General features: G+C 68.1%; 15 protein-coding genes. 11 read left to right on the top strand and 4 right to left on the bottom strand.

Translation table 11 applies throughout. The features are described from left to right. Positions 1–17 precede the first annotated feature (17 nt). From ODE13_RS07590 to ODE13_RS07620, 7 genes are all read left to right on the top strand, one after another. Complete coding sequence (locus ODE13_RS07590; protein WP_322478712.1) at positions 18–506, top strand: GNAT family N-acetyltransferase; 489 nt, start codon at positions 18–20, stop codon at positions 504–506. 197 nt (positions 507–703) lie between these two features. Continuing rightward, the gene (locus ODE13_RS07595; RefSeq protein ID WP_322478713.1) at positions 704–1,684 is read left to right on the top strand and encodes a sugar ABC transporter permease; all 981 of its coding nucleotides are present in this window, start codon (positions 704–706) and stop codon (positions 1,682–1,684) included. Beyond that, complete coding sequence (locus ODE13_RS07600) at positions 1,677–2,588, top strand: carbohydrate ABC transporter permease (protein WP_179541452.1); 912 nt, start codon at positions 1,677–1,679, stop codon at positions 2,586–2,588. Before ODE13_RS07595 ends, ODE13_RS07600 begins: the two co-directional genes overlap by 8 nt. A gap of 82 nt (positions 2,589–2,670) precedes the next feature. After that, on the top strand, positions 2,671–3,996 hold the full coding sequence (locus ODE13_RS07605) for an ABC transporter substrate-binding protein (protein WP_322478714.1): 1,326 nt from the start codon (positions 2,671–2,673) through the stop codon (positions 3,994–3,996). A gap of 64 nt (positions 3,997–4,060) precedes the next feature. Next, on the top strand, positions 4,061–4,759 hold the full coding sequence (locus ODE13_RS07610; RefSeq protein ID WP_322478715.1) for a dienelactone hydrolase family protein: 699 nt from the start codon (positions 4,061–4,063) through the stop codon (positions 4,757–4,759). Positions 4,760–4,762: 3 nt separating this feature from the next. Beyond that, positions 4,763–5,734 (top strand): GNAT family N-acetyltransferase, encoded by a 972-nt coding sequence (locus ODE13_RS07615; protein WP_322478716.1) that lies wholly within the window; start codon positions 4,763–4,765, stop codon positions 5,732–5,734. Continuing rightward, positions 5,727–6,521, top strand: coding sequence for a LysR family transcriptional regulator substrate-binding protein (locus ODE13_RS07620; RefSeq protein ID WP_322478717.1), 795 nt, complete (start codon positions 5,727–5,729; stop codon positions 6,519–6,521). Before ODE13_RS07615 ends, ODE13_RS07620 begins: the two co-directional genes overlap by 8 nt. Before the next feature lie 20 nt (positions 6,522–6,541). Here the strand turns inward: ODE13_RS07620 and thiE are convergent, their stop codons facing one another. Further along, positions 6,542–7,276, bottom strand: coding sequence for a thiamine phosphate synthase (gene thiE, locus ODE13_RS07625; RefSeq protein ID WP_322478718.1), 735 nt, complete (start codon positions 7,274–7,276; stop codon positions 6,542–6,544). A gap of 161 nt (positions 7,277–7,437) precedes the next feature. On the opposite strand from thiE, the gene pulA reads away from it, so the two are divergent. Further along, positions 7,438–10,197: a pullulanase-type alpha-1,6-glucosidase gene (gene pulA, locus ODE13_RS07630; RefSeq protein ID WP_322478719.1), complete on the top strand. Its 2,760-nt coding sequence runs from the start codon at positions 7,438–7,440 to the stop codon at positions 10,195–10,197. Positions 10,198–10,224: 27 nt separating this feature from the next. Here pulA and ODE13_RS07635 read toward each other — a convergent pair whose 3' ends face one another. Continuing rightward, complete coding sequence (locus tag ODE13_RS07635) at positions 10,225–11,271, bottom strand: hypothetical protein (RefSeq protein WP_322478720.1); 1,047 nt, start codon at positions 11,269–11,271, stop codon at positions 10,225–10,227. Between the two features lie 96 nt (positions 11,272–11,367). On the opposite strand from ODE13_RS07635, the gene ODE13_RS07640 reads away from it, so the two are divergent. Further along, a complete protein-coding gene (locus ODE13_RS07640; protein ID WP_322478721.1) occupies positions 11,368–12,339 on the top strand; it encodes a bile acid:sodium symporter family protein in 972 nt (323 codons plus the stop codon). A 2-nt stretch (positions 12,340–12,341) separates the two neighbouring features. Here the strand turns inward: ODE13_RS07640 and ODE13_RS07645 are convergent, their stop codons facing one another. Next, entirely contained in the window at positions 12,342–13,937 is a 1,596-nt protein-coding gene (locus ODE13_RS07645; RefSeq protein ID WP_322478722.1) for a BCCT family transporter, read from the bottom strand. 157 nt (positions 13,938–14,094) lie between these two features. Next, a complete protein-coding gene (locus ODE13_RS07650; RefSeq protein WP_322478723.1) occupies positions 14,095–14,718 on the bottom strand; it encodes a malonic semialdehyde reductase in 624 nt (207 codons plus the stop codon). Positions 14,719–15,481: 763 nt separating this feature from the next. Here ODE13_RS07650 and ODE13_RS07655 point away from each other — a divergent pair. Then, the gene (locus ODE13_RS07655) at positions 15,482–15,673 is read left to right on the top strand and encodes a hypothetical protein (protein WP_322478724.1); all 192 of its coding nucleotides are present in this window, start codon (positions 15,482–15,484) and stop codon (positions 15,671–15,673) included. A gap of 211 nt (positions 15,674–15,884) precedes the next feature. Beyond that, a partial coding sequence (locus ODE13_RS07660; RefSeq protein ID WP_322478725.1) for a hypothetical protein occupies positions 15,885–16,104 on the top strand: 220 nt, incomplete at its 3' end.

The following is a 16,104-nucleotide window of genomic DNA, read 5'->3' on the forward strand; positions in this document are numbered from 1 at the left end:
CTCGGTAACCTGTGCCCATGTGTCCCCACCCGATCCGCGTGCGCACCGCAGCCCTCGACGAGGCGGCCGCGCTCGCCGCTGTCCAGAACACCAGCTGGCGTCAGACCTACTCCTCGCTGCTGGGCGAGCGGTTCTACGACGACGAGGCGCTCGCCGCACGAGTGCGCATGTGGGAACGGTCCCTGGGCGACGACCGGCTGACGATCCGGGTGGCCGAGGGGGCGGGGGCGCCGGTCGGCGTCGCGCTCGCTGGGCCTGCCTTGGGTGAGGATGCCGTGCGGGAGGAGCAGCTGTTCATCCTCTACGTGGTGGCCGCCTGGCATGGCACTGGCGCCGGGCCTGCCCTGCTCCAGGCCGTGCTCGGCGATCGCCCCGCCCAGTTGTGGGTCGCTGCAGAGAACCCCCGCGCGGTGCGCTTCTACGCACGGGAAGGTTTCCGGGCCGACGGAGCGGAGCTGATCGACCATGACGCCGACGACCTCCGGGAGATCCGCATGATCCGCTGAGATCCTGATCCGTCGTCGGAGATTCATCCCGGGTTCATCACAGGGAGGGTTTTCCGTCTCCTGTGTGGTTAGGATGAGTCAGGTTTGCGCATCGACGTGGAGGGAACCTGGTCGGTGCGTGAGCCTGTTCGCACCGAGGCAGAAGGGGATCACCGATGACCGCATCAGGCGGATCAGGATCCACGTCTTCCGGCACTGTGAGGAGCACCACATCCTCCGCCGATGACGACGGACCCGCTGATCAGCAGAATCCCGGGCCCACCGAGCAGGAGCTCGAGGCGAATCGGCGGAAGGCCCGGCGCCGCGCGAAGTCACGCAACTGGACCCTGTTCCTGCTGTTCGCAGGGCCCAACATCCTGCTGATCCTCGCCTTCATCTACTACCCGCTGCTGTCCAACATGTACTACTCCACGTTGGACTGGCGGCTGGGCTCAGCCACGGCGACCTCGGTGGGGCTGCAGAACTACGTGGACTTCTTCACCTCGTCCTCCGGCGTCGAGGTCTGGCGGGTCACCGGCATCTTCACCGCCGGTGCGGTGCTCGGATCGATGATCCTGGGTCTGCTGATCGCCCTGGTCATCAACAAGAAGATCCCGGGCCGCACCGCCGCCCGCACGGCGGTCTTCTCGCCCTATGTGCTCTCCGGAGTCGGCGTCGCCCTGGTGTGGAACTTCATCTTCGACCCCCATCGAGGGGCGCTCTCCCACGTCCTGGCAGCCTTCGGGATGAGCTCCCCCCAGTGGTACCTGGACGAGGACTGGGCGCTGTTCATGGTCATCATCGTCTACGTGTGGAAGAACCTCGGCTACTGCGCCGTCGTCTTCCTCGCCGGGCTGCAGTCCATTCCCAAGGACCTCCTGGAGTCGGCCACCATCGACCGTGCCGGGCCCGCGCGTCGGTTCTTCTCCATCGTGCTTCCGCTGCTCACCCCCACGGTGTTCTTCCTGTTCGTCACCAACATCATCTTCTCGATGACGAACGCCTTCGACATCCTGCGCACCATGACCCCCACCGGGCACGGCACCAACACCATCATCTTCGAGATCTACCTGCAGTCCTTCGGTGCCTACCAGCGCGCCGGCTACTCCGCGTCGATCGCCGTGGTGCTCTTCTTCACCCTGTTCCTCATCACCGCGGTCCAGCTGCGGTTCGTCGAGAGGAAGGTCCACTATGCCTGAGCTGATCTCCCGGCAGCAGCTGACCAGGGAGCAGCGCCGCCAGCGCCGCCGCGGCTCCTGGACAGACGCCTTCAGCCGCCAGAACATCCTGAGCACCCTGCTCACCGGGTACCTGCCCATCCTGGTGGCGCTGCTGGTCATCGTGCTGCCGCTGGCCTGGATGATCCTCTCCAGCTTCAAACCCCCCAGCGAGATCGTCACGCTGAACCCGACGCTGCTGCCGCAGGACCCCACGTTGTCCAACTACGGGGACGTCGCCCGCCGCGTCCCGCTGCTGACGGTGCTGGGCAACAGCATCTACGTGACGCTCATCGGCTCCACCGTGAAGGTGCTGCTGGCCATCACCACCGCCTACGCGCTGGTCTACATCCGCGTCCCCGGGGCGAACCTGATCTTCCTGGGCATCCTGGTGGCGCTGATGGTGCCGCCGGAGGTCTCGATGCTGCCCAACTTCCTGACGATCTCCGCACTGGGGGGACGGGACACCCTGTGGGGGATCATCCTTCCCGGACTCGGGACGGCCTTCGGCACCTTCCTGCTGCGCCAGCACTTCAAAGCGCTTCCCAAGGAGCTCTTCGAGGCTGCGGAGCTGGACGGCGCAGGTCACTTCCGCAAGCTCTTCCAGATCGCGGTGCCGGTCTCGCTGCCGGCGATCGCCACAGTCGCGCTGGTGACCGTGGTCAATGAGTGGAACAGCTTCCTGTGGCCGCTGATCATCATCGACTCCCCGGAGAAGATGACCCTGCCGGTCGGGCTGAATCTGCTGCAGTCCATCGAGGCCCAGACCGGCAGCTACGGGATCCTCATGGCCGGGGCCGTCCTGGTGATCGTGCCGATGCTCATCGTCTTCGCCGCCCTGCAGCGCTACATCGTCGCCGGCCTCACCCAGGGAGCCGTGAAATGACGGCGCCCGCCCCAGCACCCACGTCCGCACTCACGTCAGCACCCACGTCAGCACCCACGTCAGCACCCACGAGGAGAACATCATGAGGATCACTGCACCCCATGCCGTCCGCGGCACCGCCGTCCTGGGGGTCGCCGCCCTGGCACTGACCGCCTGCGGGCCCGACACCACCGGTGATGACACCGCCTCCGAGGCGGAGAGCGTCGACTGGTCCGAGGTCGAGCCGGCCGAGGAGATCACCTTCTGGACCAACCACCCGGGCGGCTCTGCCGACGTCGAGGATGAGCTCATCGCCGGGTTCACCGAGGAGACCGGCATCGAGGTCAACGTCGTCACCTCCGGAGCGAACTACGAGGAGACCTCCCAGCGCTTCCAGACCGCCCAGGGGACGGGCGACGTCGGCGACGTCGTCGTCCTCTCCGACGCCACCTGGTTCCCCAACCACCTCAACGACGCCCTGGTGCCGCTGGACTCGCTGCTGGAGGCCGCCGAGGTCGACACCTCCGGCTACGTGGACGCCCTCTACGAGGACTACCACTATGAGGACAGCCACTACGGCGTGCCCTACGCGCGCTCCACTCCGCTGTTCTACTACAACGTGGACCACTACGAGGAGGCCGGCATCGAGAGCCCGCCCGAGACGTGGGACGAGGTCGCCGAGGTCTCCGAGCAGCTGATGGAGGCCGAGGTCGCGTCCTCCGCCTTCGCCTTCCCGCCGCAGGACGAGTACCCGGCCTGGACCATGGCCAACCTGGTCTGGGGCTATGGCGGGTCCTGGTCCGAGGAGTGGGACTTCTCCTCGGTGTCCTCCCCGGAGACGGTCGAGGCGATCGAGTTCGCCCAGGAAGCCGCTGATGACTGGGCCTCGGTGGCCTCTGGGGACCAGGGGGACGACTTCGCCTCCGGAGTGGCCAGCCAGGTCATCCAGTCCACCGGTTCGCTGGTCGGCATCCTGGACACCGCCGACTTCGAGGTGGGCACCGCGTTCCTGCCGGGCGGCCCCGCGGCCGAGGGCGAGACCCCCACCGGTGGTGCGGGCCTGATGATCGCCTCCGACTCCGAGCCGGAGCGTCAGCTGGCCGCCGCGATGTTTGTGGGCCACATGACCAGCCCGGACTCCACCGTCGACTTCTCCGCCGCCACCGGCTACGTTCCCGTCCAGAAGGACGCGGACATGTCAGAGGTCTATGAGGAGACGCCGCAGTTCGAGACCGCGGTGGAGCAGCTCGAGCGGGCCCGCGTCCAGGACTACGCCCGCGTGTTCGTGCCCGGCGGCGATCTGGCCCTGGCCCAGACCCTGCAGCGGGTGCTGACCCAGGACGTCGAGGTCACCGACGAGCTGGAGTCCCTGGAGGAGGAGCTGCAGGAGCTCTATGACCGCGACCTCGCCAGTGAGGTGGAGGACTGACCCGCAGCTGAAGGTTGACTAGGGTGGGGATCGGACGTTCGTCACGCACAGGAGGTTCCCACCCATGGCTGAGAAGACCCCCCACCAGAACACCACCTTCGATGTGGAGGGCGGCACCGCCCACGGCTATCTGGCGCTGCCGCCCTCCGGATCGGGCGCTGCCGTGCTCGTCATCCAGGAGTGGTGGGGACTGACCGATCACATCAAGGACGTCGCCGACCGACTCGCGGCCGCGGGCTTCGTGGCGCTGGCTCCGGACCTCTACGGAGGCTGGATCACCCACGACGGCGACGAGGCCGGGGAGATGATGGCGAAGCTCCCCGCCGAGGAGGGTGCCCGGCAGCTGGCCGGCGCCACGGACTTCCTGCTCGCCCATGAGGCCGTCACCTCCCAGACCGTCGGCGCGATCGGCTTCTGCATGGGCGGAGGCTTCGTGCTCGCACTCGCTGCCCAGCAGGGCGCCAAGGTCTCTGCCGCCGTCCCGTTCTACGGGGTCGGTCAGGCCGTTCCGGAGAGCTACACGGGGGTGAAGGCCGCGGTGCAGGGCCACTACGCCGAGCGGGACGCCATGTACCCGGTGGAGCAGGCCCGGGCGCAGGAGGAGCAGATCCGCTCCGAGTCCGGTGCGGAGGTGGAGTTCCACTACTACGAGGCCGGCCACGCGTTCCACAACGACGAGAACCTCATCGGCACCTACGACGCCGAGAAGGCCCGGCTCGCCTGGGGCCGCGCGGTGGACTTCCTGACGGCGAAGGTGGTCTGAGCCGTGGCCCCGGCCTACCGGTGGTCGACGATCGGCACCGACGACGTCGACGCCTGGGCCCAGCTGACCAACCATCTCGCCGAGGTCGACGGCACCGAGGAGTTCTTCTCCGCCCAGGACCTCGCCGAGGAGCTGACCGACGGATACACGGACCCCGCACATGACACCGTCGCCGTCTGGGACGGCGAGACCATGGTCGCGGCGGGCAGATCCTGGGTGAAGCTCACGCTGGATCGCGAAGGCCAGGCGGGATCGAATCTCTCGGGAGGTGTGCACGCCGAGCACCGCGGACGCGGCCTCGGCACGGCGCTGATGGAGAAGCTCGAGACCAGGGCCGCGGAGCGCCTCGAGCAGCTGCACCCCGGGGCGCCGTCGTACTTCGGCGTGGGCGGGGCGCTGGCAGGCTCGGGCACCGAAGCCTTCCACGCCTCCCGCGGCTATGCGGTGGTCCGCTGGTTCAATCTGATGGGCCGACCCACCGGCACCGTGGCCGAGGCCGACCGGGCGCTCGCCGCAGTGAGCCTTCCGGAGGGCGTGACCCTGCGCGCCCCGAGCGCCGAGGACGAGGAACGCACCTTCACAGCCCATCGCCTCGCTTTCGCGGACCACTGGGGCTCGGCGCCGCCGGAGCGGGGACTCTGGGCGGCAGGCTGGGGGCAGAGCAGCAACCGACACCAGGCCTCGAGCCTCGCCGTGGACGCGGAGGGCACAGTGCTCGCCTACTGCCTCTGCGGACAGTGGGTGGATCGTGAGCTGTACGTGAACCTGCTGGGCACCGTCCCGGCCGGTCGAGGGCGAGGGCTGGGAAGCGCGGTGCTTCTCCACACGATCCGGGCCGCGGCCCGCAGCGAGGAGTACGACGTCATCGAGCTCGACGTCGACTCCGAGAGCCCCACCGGCGCGACCCGCCTCTACGAGCGGCTCGGCTTCACCGGCAGGCACACCCAGTCTGCGATGCGTCTCCGCCGTGGCTGAGGGGGATCGGCGGAGCAGGCTGAGGATCGGCGCCATCCCCGGTGCCACACCGGGCAAGTGGGCGAACCGCTGGCGTGAGCGCTTCCCGGGGGTTCCCCTGCAGGTGGAGTATTTCGACGACGTCGGCCTGCTCGAGCGGGTGCGCTCTGGCACGGTCGACGTCGGCTATGTGCGCCTCCGCGAGGACGCCGAGGAGGGCCTCGTCGACCCGGAGCTGTTCCACCGGGTGGTGCTGTACCGGGAGGAACCGGTGGTGTGCGCCTCCCGCGACCATTGGGTGGCCGCCGCTGAGCAGTCCGTCGAGTGGGAGGAGATCGCCCAGGAGCCGCTCCTGGATACGGCGGACATGCGCACGGGCGTGACCGACGCCCAGGAGGTCGCCGCCGCTGAGCGCATCGCCCTGGAGGTGGTCGCCTCCGGGTCAGGCCTGCTGGTGCTGCCGAACTCGGTGGCGCGGATGCTCTCCCGCAAGGATGTGGTGATCCGCCAGGTCGAAGGGCTGGCGGGCTACGACGTCGGCCTGTGCTGGCGTCGGGACCAGGACGACGAGGTCATCCAGGAGTTCATCGGCGTCGCCCGGGGCAGACGTTCCGGCTCGGGACGGTCCGGGCTGGAGGAGCAGGACACGCAGAAGAAGCCGGTGGGGAAGGCGGCAGGGAAGAAGCCCGCGGCGAAGCGGCAGGCCGCCGGGAAGAGGACGTCGGGGAGCAGACCGGGCACACAGCGGAAGAACTCGCCCGAACGCGGGCCGCGCCGCGGAGGGTCGGGACGACGCCGACGGGGCTGAGGTTCGGGCGGTGCTGAGGCTCAGGCGGGCAGGTGCTCGCGCAGTTCCCGGGCGGCCGCGGCGACGTCCTGGGCCTCGGTGACGGCACGCACCACGACGACCCGGTAGGCCCCGGCCTCGGTGACGTGCCGGATGTTCTCGGAGTCGATGCCGCCGATGGCGAAGAACGGCTTCGGCGTCTCCAGCTGGGCGGCGTAGCGGGGAAGGTCCAGTCCGACGGCGGCCCGTCCGGGTTTGGTGGGGGTCTCCCAGACCGGCCCGGTGCACCAGTAGTCGATGCCGGGGTCGTTGGAGGCTTCCCACACCTGGTCCTCGGTGTGGCAGGACCGTCCGATGATGACGTCGTCACCGAGGATCAGCCGGGCCTCCTCCGTGCTGAGGTCCTCCTGGCCGATGTGGAAGACGTCGACTCCGGTGATGCGGGCGACGTCGGCACGGTCATTGGCCGCGGAGAGGCCGGCGTACTCGTCGGCGACCTGCCGCAGCAGGGTCAGGGCAGCGATCTCGGTCTGGACGGTGACCTGCTTGTCCCGGACCTGGATGATGTCGACCCCGCCGGTGAAGGCCTCCACGAAGAACTCTCGGAGGGCGTCGAAGTCGAGCTCGTCCACCGGGCCCGCCTGCGGGTCGGAGATGAACCGCTGCAGGTCCGTGCAGACGTAGAGGCGTGAGGAGATCAGCCGCTGACGTCGCAGCTGGCCCACGTAGTGCTGCTCATGGGCCGAGGGCTCGTAGTCGTGCGCCGGGGTGTTCATGGGTCAAGCCTACCGAGAGCGAGCCCTGGATGCCCCGCAGGAGGTGATGAAACAATCTGATTGCAAACGCTTGCAATTCGGAGAGGGAATCTCTTAGTGTGGCTTGGGTCACCTCATCATCGCTGTCCACCGTGAGGACCCCTTCTGTGAGGACCCCTTCTGTGAGATCCACCCGACGAGCGTCCCTGACCGCCGGCCTGATGGCCGCCGCGCTGGGGCTCACCGCCGCCTGCACCGCCGCGGAGGCCCAGGTCTCCACGCCTGAGACCCGCGCCACCGACCAGAGGGCGATCGACCTCGCGGCCCAGCGGGCCATGTGGCTGGACGACCGCACCATCGCCCTGGACACTTCCACCACCGAGGGTCGCAGCTACGAGCTGCTGATCAGCTCCGAGGGTGATATCGAGGCCTCGGGGAGTGGTGTCGACGGAGCGGAGGAGGTGCTCCGGCTGACCCCTGCGGGCGAGATGGACGAGGCGCTGGCCGAGACGAACCGCCGCTACGCGCATTATGAGACATTCACGGTCTCCCGGAGCGTGGGTGCGACCGAGGTGGCGCCGCGGACGAAGGACATCGTCGAGGCGCTGCGCGGGCAGCTGGTCGTCGTCGAGAGCGATGCCGACGGCGCTGTCCTGCAGGCCACCGGAGTGCAGACCGCCGGTGCGCTGGACGCCGTCTACGCCGACGCCGTCGACGAGGAATTGGGCCTGACCTGGAAGAACAGCAGGCCTGAACTGGCGGTCTGGGCCCCCACGGCGCGCACGGTGGAGCTGGAGCTCTACTCCTCCCCCGACGCCGAGCCGACGGTGCACCGGATGACGTACGACAAGAAGACCGGCGTCTGGTCGGTCAAGGGGAAGAAGGACTGGAAGGACCAGTTCTACACCTACCGGGTGGAGGTCTGGCACCCGGAGTCCGGTGACGTGGAGACCCATTCGGTCACCGACCCCTACTCGGTCTCCCTGGCGGCGGACTCCACGCACAGTCAGATCATTGATCTCGAGGATCCGGCCCTGCAGCCCGAGGGTTGGGAGGAGCTGGACAAGCCCGAGGCGGTGGATCCGACCGCCGCACAGATCTGGGAGGTCCACGTCCGCGACTTCTCCGCGGCCGATGAGACCATTGATGAGGACCTCAGGGGCACATATCGGGCCTTCACTGTAAGCGATTCCACATCGGTGGGGCACCTGGGTGACCTCGCCGAGGCCGGGCTGACCCACGTGCACCTGCTGCCGACCTTCGACATCGGCACCATCCCGGAGGTCGAGCAGCGCTCCCCGGACTGCGACCTGCCCGGATTCGCCCCGGACTCTCCCGAGCAGCAGGCCTGCATCGGGGAGGTGCGGGCCGACGACGCCTACAACTGGGGCTATGACCCGCTGCACTTCAACGTCCCGGAGGGCTCCTACGCGACGGAGCCGGACGGGGCTCAGCGGATCCTCGAGTACCGGGAGATGGTGCAGTCGCTCAATGAGCAGGGTCTGCTGGTGGTCAACGACGTCGTCTACAACCACACCCATGCCTCGGGGCTGGGGGAGAAGTCCGTCTTCGACCGGATCGTGCCCGGCTATTACCACCGCCTGGACGAGGCCGGAGTCGTGGAGCGCTCCACCTGCTGTGACAACACCGCCCCGGAGCATGCCATGTTCGGCAAGTTCATCGTCGAATCGGCCGAGCTGTGGGCCGAGCAGTACCGGATCGACGGGATGCGCTTCGACCTGATGGGCCACCACCCCAAGGAGAACATCCTTGCAGTGCAGGAGGCGGTCGAGGAGATCGACCCGGGCTTCCTGATCTACGGTGAGGGCTGGGACTTCGGCGAGGTCGCCGGAGACGCCCTCTTCGAGCAGGCCAGCCAGATGAACATGGGCGGCACCGGCATTGGCACCTTCAACGATCGCCTGCGCGACGCCGCCCATGGTGGTGGCCCCTTCGATCAGGACCCGCGCCGTCAGGGCTTCGGCACCGGACTCTGGACCCAGGACAACGGCTCCGGACTCACCGGGGACGAGGATCAGCAGCTGGCCGAGCTCCTCCACGCCACTGACCTGGTACGCATCGGGCTGGTCGGCAACCTCGCCGAGTACCCGCTGACCACCGCCGACGGTGAGACCGTGACCGGCTCGGAGCTCGACTACAACGGGGCCCCGGCCGGCTACACGGAACAGCCCGGAGAGGCGGTGACCTATGTGGACGCCCACGACAACGAGATCCTCTTCGATCTGCTGGCCCACAAACTGGATCACGACGTCACCGGGGAGGACCGCGCCCGGATGCAGGCGGTGAATCTCTCGCTGGCGGTGCTGAGCCAGGGCACCGGCTTCGTCACCGCGGGCTCCGAGCTGATGCGTTCGAAGTCTTTGGACCGGGACTCCTATGACTCCGGCGACTGGTTCAACGCCATCCGTTGGCAGTGCGGAGCCGCCCAGGAGTTCGGCGACTCCACCAACGGGTTCGGCATCGGACTGCCCCCGGCCTGGACCACCGAGGACAAGTGGCCTTGGGCCGAGGAGACGCTCAACGCCGTCGAGGCTCCCACCTGTGAGGAGATCGAGTTCAGCCGGGACCGTCACCTCGAGCAGCTGCAGATCGCCCACTCCACCGGTGCCTTCAGCCTCGGCAGCTATGAGGAGGTCGCCGAGCGTGTGGCCTTCCCGCTCCAGGGCCAGGGCGAGTCGGGCGTCATCACCATGACGATCGACATGACCGGCCTGGACGACGCCTTCGAGCAGGTCACCGTGGTCATCAACCCCACCCCGGAGGCGGTCGAGCAGACCGTCGAGGAGCGGGCCGGTGCTGAGATGGCGCTGCACCCGGTGCTGGTCGACTCTGTGGACGATGCCTTCGTGGAGGCAGGGTTCGACGCCGCCACCGGCACCTTAACCGCCCCGGCGCGCGCCACCACCGTGTTCGTGGAGTGAGTCTCCCGTCAGGGCCGGGAGCGCGGATCAGCCGGCGGCGTCGATCCAGCCGCAGGCCGCCAGGGTGTTTTCCCCCTGCATGTTCCGCTCCCGGTCCTGACTCGGCACATAACTGATGAACACGCGGTCTTCGGTGATCTCCATGAGCGGGTCCTCGCCGAAGAAGAAGCCGCCGACCATCAGGTCCGTGCCGGGGGCGCCGTCGAGGACCTCCGAATCCGCGTCAGGCAGCAGAGTCGGCACGACGTCGTCGAGGAAGCTCCACTGCGGGGCGTCCGTGCCGGGGCACACTCCGCCCCAGGCGCGGACCGGAGAGGTCTGCACCAGGACCGGGTCGCCGTCGAGCTCCTCAACCTCGACGGTCCGCGGCTGGTGATCATGCTGATGCGGGCCGTAGGAGAAGGGCCCGTCGCACTCCCAGTCCGAGTGATAGTTCACGACGTTGCTGACCCCCAGATGGATCACGCCGTCCTCGATCCGGAGGTCGGCGACGTCGTTGCCGCATTCCTGGGCGGCAGCCACCGGATAGGGATGCTGCTCGGCCACGGGCTCGCCCTCCTGAGGGTCCTCGGCGCCGAGCCACACGTACCAGAGGGTCTCCGCATCCTCGCCGAAGGTCGCAGTCAGCGGGATGACGGCGTCGGTGGCGCCGTCACCGGTGAGGTCGCCCTCGATCGGCTCACCCATGGTGTAGACGGCGTCATGGTCGGTGGAGCGCCCGGAGGGGTCATGCTCCTCGCCCAGGTCAGGGCGGTGTCGGTAGGCCACATAGCTGTCCTCGGCCTCGCCGTCCTGCAGGGTGACCTCCAGCGGAGCGTTGATCCCGCGCGGGGCGAACTGCCAGGCGGCATCCGCGGCGTGCTCACCGATGCTGGGCGGCTCGTACTCCGGCTCCGGCTCCTCCTCTGCCGGAGGGGCCTCTTCCTCAGCGGTGGGCTCAGCGGTGGGCTCACCGGTGGGCTCGCCGTCGTCGGCCCCGCATCCGGCCAGCAGCATCCCCAGGGCGGCCAGCCCCGCCAGAGTCTGTCTTGTCCGCGTCGCTCCAGCCACAGTCTGTGGGCTCCCGCTCCTCATGGGGACACGGTACCCAGCCGAGGTGCCGTGCTCACATGCTGGACGGCCTGCTCGGCGTCGTTGACAGGGCCCGGTGCGCGGCGCACCCTGTGAACCATGTCGCACAGGCCCTCCACCACTCCGGCGCCCCCGGCCGCGGACCAGAGTCCGCGCAGCGCCAAGCTCGCCGTCACCGTCTTCCCACTGCTGATCCTCGGCGGTGCCGCCGTCGCGCTGCTGATGCCGGCCACCTTCGCGCCGCTGGGCGCCGGGGTCACCTATGCCCTGATGATCATCATGTTCGGCATGGGGCTGACCCTCACCCTCCCGGACTTCGCCCTGGTGCTGAAGCGGCCGGCCCCGGTGCTGCTGGGGGTGCTGTTCCAGTACAGCATCATGCCGCTGCTGGCCCTGGGGATCGCGGTGCTGCTGCAGCTGCCCCCGGCGCTCGCGGCGGGCCTGATCCTGGTGGGATGCGTGCCCGGCGGGACGTCGTCGAACGTGGTCACCTATCTGGCGCGCGGCGACGTCGCCCTGTCAGTGACGATGACCTCGATCTCCACCCTCCTCTCGCCGCTGCTCACTCCGCTGCTGACCCTGTGGCTGGCCGGCCAGTACCTGCCGGTGGCCGCAGGCGACATGGCCGCCAGCATCGTGCAGATCGTGCTGATTCCGGTGGTGGGCGGCATCGTGCTGCGGCTGCTGCTGCCGCGCCTCGTCGTCCGGATCCAACCGGCGCTGCCCTGGGTCTCGGTGCTGGGCATCACCTATGTGGTGCTCGCCGTCGTCGCCGGCTCCCGTGCCGAGCTCGTCTCCGCCGGGCTGCTGCTGATCCTCGGAGTGATGCTGCACAACTGCTGCGGCTACGGGATCGGCTACCTCGCCGGGAAGCTCACCCGCGGCTCCGTGCCCACACGGCGAGCGATCGCCGTCGAGGTCGGCATGCAGAACTCAGGGCTCGCGGCAGGGCTGGGCGCCCAGCACTTCACCCCGGAGGCCGCCCTGCCCGGGGCGATCTTCTCGGTCTGGCACAACATCTCCGGCGGACTGCTGGCCTCGGTGTGGGGCCGGCGTCGTCCCGGAGCCTGACCTCAGCTCTTGAGGACCAACGGGTCGCGGCGCAGCATCATCACCAGGGACACCGCCAGCGCCAGGATCACGAAGATGAACGGCGCGGCGGAGAGCATCACGACGGTCTGCAGCGCCTGCAGCCCGCCCGCGTAGAGCAGCACCGCCGCCGTGGCACCGGTGAGCACTCCCCAGACCCCCATCACTGATCGCTGCGGGTTCATCCGACCGTCGGAGGAGATCACCGAGAGCACATAGGTGTTGGAGTCGGCGCCGGTGACGAAGTACAGGACCACCAGCACGACGGCGACCACAGAGGTCAGCGCCGTGAGCGGGAGTTGATCGAGCAGGCCGAAGAATGCGGTGTTCACGTCCTCGACGGCGGCCTCTCCGATGCCGGTGCCCCGTTCCAGGTCCATCCACATGGCCGAGCCGCCGAAGACGCTGAACCAGAGGGAGAACACCAGGGACGGCACGCCGAGCACCACGAGCACGAACTGGCGGATGGTGCGGCCCCGGGAGATGCGCGCCAGGAAGACGCCGACGAACGCGCCCCAGCTGATCCACCAGGCCATCATGAAGTAGGTCCACCACTGCATCCACTGCAGGTCGTCCGCCTCGGTGGGGAGCATCAGGCTGATCTCCACGAAGCCCCCGGCGTAGGAGCCCAGGGACCGGAAGAAGATGTTGATCAGCCAGCTGGTCGGCCCGGCGAGCAGCACGAAGATCAGCAGCGCGGCGGCCAGCACCATCGTGGTCTGGCTCAGGTAGCGGATGCCGCGTCCGACTCCGCTCATGGCCGAGGCGGTGAAGATCAGGGTGATCAGCGCGATGATGCTGATCTGCACGGACGAGGTGGTGAGCTCCAGGCCGGTGATCTGGCTCAGCCCCTGGCTGATCTGCGCGGCGCCCAGGCCCAGCGACGTCGTCGTGCCGAAGAGCGTGGACAGGATCACCATCACATCCACGGTCTTGCCGACCGCACCGTCGGCGTGGCGGCCGATCAGCGGGCGCAGGATGGGGGAGACCAGGCCCTTGTTGCCGAGGCGGTGGGTGGAGTAGCCGATGGCGAGGCCGAAGATCGCGAAGACAGCCCAGGCGTGGATGCCCCAGTCCAGGAAGGTGAAGCGCAGGGCGTCGATGACGGCCTCCTGGCTGCCCGCCTCGGTGAGACCGTGGGGTGGGTCGAACAGGTGGGACACCGGCTCGGCCACGCCGTAGGTGATCAGTCCGATGCCCATCACCGCGCCCAGCAGCATCGCGATCCACGCGTAAGTGGGGTATTCCGGGCGGGAGTCGTCCGGACCGAGCCGGATCCTGCCGAAGCGGGTGAACGCGAGCACCAGCAGCAGGCCGATCAGAGCCAGGGGGATGATCAGCAGCGACCAGCCGCTGGTGGCCGTCACCCAGTTCATGGCGGCGCTTGCGGCGGTGTTCATCCGCTCGGGCCAGAAGCCGGCCACGGCGATGAACGCGACGATCAGGGTGACGGAGGACCAGAACACCGCGTTGAGCGAGCTGCCCGGGCCCTGCGGGGACTCCGGGAAGCGCTCTGCTTCCTCGGGGAGAAAGGTGGTCTGACCCGCAGGGCGCGGCTCAGCAGGGGTGTCCTGCGGCATGGAGCGGTCCGTTCGTCGGGGGAGAGGATCGCCGCGTCAGCGCAGGAGCACGCAGAGGTGATCCGGACCTGCTGCCGGCCGGTCAGCGGGGTGCCGAGCGGCGGGCGGTCCGGGCGGGTGGTGCGGCGAGAATTCGCACCACCCTACACGAGGTTGCTCAGAGGATCTGGCTGGCCTGGGTGAACTCGAAGCGGCCTCCACGGGCGGTCAGGGAGGGGTCGTGGGCGGGATCGGGAGCATGGCCGACGTTCACCACCGCGATGGTCTTCCACCCGTTCTCCGAGTGGACGGCGGTGTCGACACCAGCGGCATCCAGGCCTGTCATGGGGCCGGAGGCGAGGCCGTGGGCGCGGAGGGCGACCAGCAGGTAGCCCAGCTGGATGAGGGCGTTGTCGCGTCCCATGCCGTGCCGGGCCTCGGTCTTGTCGGCGAAGTTCTCGCGCAGCCCCGGCACGCCCGGTGTGAGGAAAGGCATGTGTTCGTGCCACTGGGGGTCGAATGCTGCCACCAGGGTCAGTGGTGCGGCGAGGGTCTTCTCCTTGTTGCCGGACATCAGGTGCTCGACGACGGCGCGGCGGGTCTCCTCGCCGGTGACCACGGTCAGCCGCAGAGGCTGGTTGTTGAAGGCGGTGGGCGCCCAGCGCAGGTCCTCGTAGACGCGGCTGATGACCTCGAGGTCGACGGGCTCGTCCGTGAAGTGGTGAGTGGTGCGGGTGCCTTCGAACAGGTGGTCCACGGTCTCCCGGTCCAGGACGGCTGCCTCGGTGGTGGTCGACGTCATGCGTGCTCCTCGTGGTCTGGGGCTTATGGGGCGGGGCCCTCGGGTGTTCGTTCAACATTGAACAACGCAGGGGTGGGGGGTGGTTCTTCCGCCGAGGAGGCGTATGTGAGGGGAGTCACGTGTGATGGACCGACTGATGATCGGTGGCCCATAGAGCTTCTGCCGGCTTCGTGGTCCGCCTGCTGTGAGGAACTGGCCAGGAGTTTCATCTGTCGCTTCATCCTGCGTTGGCCCTGCACAAGATCGCCGTGAACTTGATCGACTCACGTGTACAGTCCGGCCTGGCGGTCAACGTCGCCTACCCGAGCGGCAGGTCCTGTTCAAGGGGGAGCGCGCATGAGCGTGCGCCACAGCAAGGTTTCGATGTTGGGCTTTTTCGAGCGAGTGTTGACGCCCTGGGCAGAGATGTTGTGGGGTGAAGGGGGAAAGTACCTACCGCACAGAGAGATATGTGTTGTGCAGCCCAGTCGCGCGTTGGCCTGAGCAAGTGCAGTCGGAGCCCTTCTGGTGGCGCTCTCTGCCCCGGCAGCCTCAGCCACCTCCACTCCGCAGCCAATCGTTCACGCTGTATCACCAGTCATGACCAATTCCGCCCCTTCATGCTATGTGGGGCAGGCCGGTTTGGTGATCGGTGCCGGAGGGGCACTCGCTGCCGCATTCACCGGCCCGGCCGGGGCGACAGTCGCCGCAACTGGATACGCAGTCAGCGCAGCGGCGACCCTTATGGGATGCGCCGAGAGCGCTCACTGAAAGGAGGCCATCGTTGAACAACTACACTGCACTATTCGTCATCTGCTGGGTTGTCGCGGGTCTGTTCAGTCTTGCCGCGATCCTGAGCTTCCTAGACGGTGCTGTTCTCTCCGGGTTGTTGCAGGTGCTGGGAGCCGTTCTGTTCGTAGCAACGGGCTTCGTGGTGAACACCAAACGGAGTGGCCAGCACCACGCTGATACCTGATCTCACTGCCCCATCCACGCAGATTGGTCAGTCGGTGCGGCACGCCCCGGTCCCAGCGCGGTCCATCATCTACGTCAGTAGCTCCTGGCAACCTGGAAGGCACAGAAGGAGCACTCCTGCTCGGGGCCTTGGATCGGGGTGATTCTGCGGACCCAGACTATGCAGGGCCGGCCCGGGAGTCGTGTCATAGGGGGTCGATAGCGTGGAGGACATGGAGCACCAGCACCGGAACAGCAGGGGAAAAAGAGCCGGCGAGGACGTCGTCGCTGGCGTGTTGCCTGCACGGATCGCGCACCTGGACGCTGAACCCGAACTCACCACCGGATTCGACCTGCTGCTCGCCTCCCGGAGAGCCGAAGCAAAACTAGTCACCACACTGCTGACCTATCAGGACCGGCGCGAGCGTGAAGCCCTAGCCACCGGACTGGCCT

It is taken from the genome of Nesterenkonia sp. HG001, assembly GCF_034438835.1.
Lineage (GTDB): Bacteria > Actinomycetota > Actinomycetes > Actinomycetales > Micrococcaceae > Nesterenkonia > Nesterenkonia xinjiangensis.